Below are 2,393 nucleotides of genomic sequence, written 5' to 3'. Positions count from 1 at the left end.
CCGCCGCCTCCGAGCAGGTCGGGCGAGCGCCCCCACGCGTCCTGCAGCGCGGCGACCACGACGCCGGAGATGCGCGCGTCGCTCCACGGCTCGCTCCGGCTCACCTCGTCCACGCGCACGTGCGCACCGAAGGGCCGCTGCGCGAGCAGGTGCGCCCGGAGCGCGGCGGCCGCGTCGTCCATCGCGAGCCCCGGCGGCACCCGGAGCGAGACGCGCGCGCGCACCCGGGGGAGCAGCACGTTCGCCGACTCCGCGATCCGCGGCGCGTCGATCGCGAGCACGGAGAGGGCGGGAGAGGCCCAGAGGGCGGTCGCGAGGTCGTCGGCGACGTGCACCCCGTCGAGCAGCCCGAGCCGGGCCCGGAAGGCGTCCGGATCGACGCGGGCGGTCGCCGGCGCACCGACCCGCAGCCCCGGCACGGCCACCTCGCCGCGGTCGTCGTGGAGGGAGGCGGCCAGCCGGCAGAACGCGGTCAGGGCGTCGACCGCTCCTCCGCCGTTCACGCCGCTGTGCGCGGGCTCGTCCATCACGGCGACCTCGACGTCGACGGCGAGCAGCCCGCGGAGCGACTGCGTCAGCGACGGAGTGCCGCGGACCGCGTTCACGCCGTCGTTCACGAGGACCAGCGCGGGCGCCTCCTCCAGGCCGAGCCCGGCGAGCAGGGCGGGCGCTCCGGGGGAGCCGACCTCCTCGCCGCCGTCGAGGACGACGATCAGGCCGAGCCGCCGGTCGGGGCGGAGCTCGTCGATCGCCGCGAGGTGCGCCACGACGCCGGCCTTGTTGTCGGCGCTGCCACGTCCGGTGACCACGTCCCCCCGGTGCAGCGGCACGAAGGGGTCCGACGTCCAGCCGGCGCCCGCGGGCTGCACGTCGTGATGCGCGTAGAGCAGAGCGGAGGGGACGCCGGGGAGCAGTCCGCGCGTGCCCACGACCGAGGGGCGGCCGGCGTCGTCCTCGACGAGCCGGGTGTCGAAGCCGCGCTCCCGCAGGGCGTCGGCGAGCAGGCCGGCGCTCCGGCGCAGGTCGCCGAGGCGCGAGGGATCGGCCGAGACGGTCGGCAGAGCGATGAGCTCGTCGAGCAGCCGGGCGCGCTCCCGCCGGTCCATCAGGCCACCGCCCGGACGGCGTCGTCCTCGGCCGCGACCTCGGCCAGCGCGGAGGCGAGCCGGTCGACCGCGGTCCGGGGGACGCCGGCCAGGTTGATTCGCCCCGACGGGAGCCCGTAGGCGCCGAAGTCGTGCTGGAGGCGGTGCATTGCCGTCGGCGACAGCGGGAGGGAGAGGAACAGGCCCCGCTGGTCGCGGAGGGCGGCGAAGCGGGCGGGGGCGCCGGCCGCGAGAGCGCCGCCGATGAGGCCGTCCCGGAGCCGGGTGACCCGGTTCCGCATCCGCTCGAGCTCGTCGCGCCACGAGCGCTCGAGCTCCTCGTCGCCGAGGATCGTCGCCACGATCGCCGCTCCGTGGTGCGGGGGCTGCGAGTAGGCCGCCCGCGCGATCGCCTCGAGGGTGCTCATCGCACCCGGAGTGCCGGACGGGTCCAGGAGGAGGAGGGCGCAGCCGACGCGCTCGCTGTAGAGGCTGAACGCCTTCGAGCAGCTGACCGAGACGACGCCCTCCGGCACGCGGGCGAGCAGCCGCCGCATCCCCGCGAGGTCCTCCTCGAGGCCGTCGCCCAGCCCGTAGTAGGCCTGGTCGATGAAGGGGATCACGCCCGCCCGGACGATCTCGTCGGTCAGCCGGTCCCACATCGCGGGCGTCAGCGAGGCTCCGGAGGGGTTGTGGCAGTTGCCCTGGAGGAGCACCGCGTCGCCGGGCCGGGCGGAGCGCAGGGCGTCGACGGTCGGCTCCAGCCAGGGGCGGCCCGACGCGTCCAGGAAGGGGACGGCGTGGATGTCGAGGCCGGCCGCGCGCAGCACGGGGGCGTGGTTCACGTAGGAGGGGGCGCCGAGGATCACGCGCCGCCCCGGCTCGAAGTGCGCGAGGAACTCGGCCAGCAGCCGCAGCGCGCCGGTGCCCGCGACGGTCTGCACGCCGAACGCCCGCTGCGCCAGGTCCTCGCCGAGGAGGAGCGAGCTCATCCGCGCCGTGAAGGCGGGGTGCCCGCTCGGCCCCCGGTACTGCTTCGACTCGCGCCGCCCGAGCAGGAGGCGCTCCGCGTCGTGGACGGCGTCCATCACGGGGGCCTGCAGGTTCTCGTCGCGGTAGACGCCGAGGGTCAGGTCGAGGCGGTCGGGCCGGGGGTCGGCGGCGTAGCGGCGGGTGAGCTCCCAGACGGGGTCGGGAGCGAGGCTGTGCGCGGTGATGGCCAGGCCCACCGCGCGGGGGTCGACGACGGCGCGATAGCCGATCAGCACGCCGTCCTCCTCGAGCCGGCGCACGCGGCGCAGGCACGGT

2 protein-coding genes are annotated in these 2,393 nt (G+C 76.7%); both read right to left on the bottom strand.

The features are described from left to right. Positions 1-1,106 (bottom strand): M20/M25/M40 family metallo-hydrolase (locus C5C27_RS17275; protein ID WP_104315014.1); only part of this gene is annotated, 1,106 nt, incomplete at its 3' end. Beyond that, a partial coding sequence (locus C5C27_RS17270; protein ID WP_219813205.1) for an aromatic amino acid transaminase occupies positions 1,106-2,393 on the bottom strand: 1,288 nt, incomplete at its 5' end. The genes C5C27_RS17270 and C5C27_RS17275, both read right to left, overlap by 1 nt.

Origin of the sequence: Rathayibacter sp. AY2B7 (genome assembly GCF_002931635.1) — a bacterium.
Classification (GTDB): domain Bacteria; phylum Actinomycetota; class Actinomycetes; order Actinomycetales; family Microbacteriaceae; genus Rathayibacter.
Note: the sequence above shows the minus strand (reverse complement) of the source record. Positions and strands in the feature narration are given on the sequence as shown.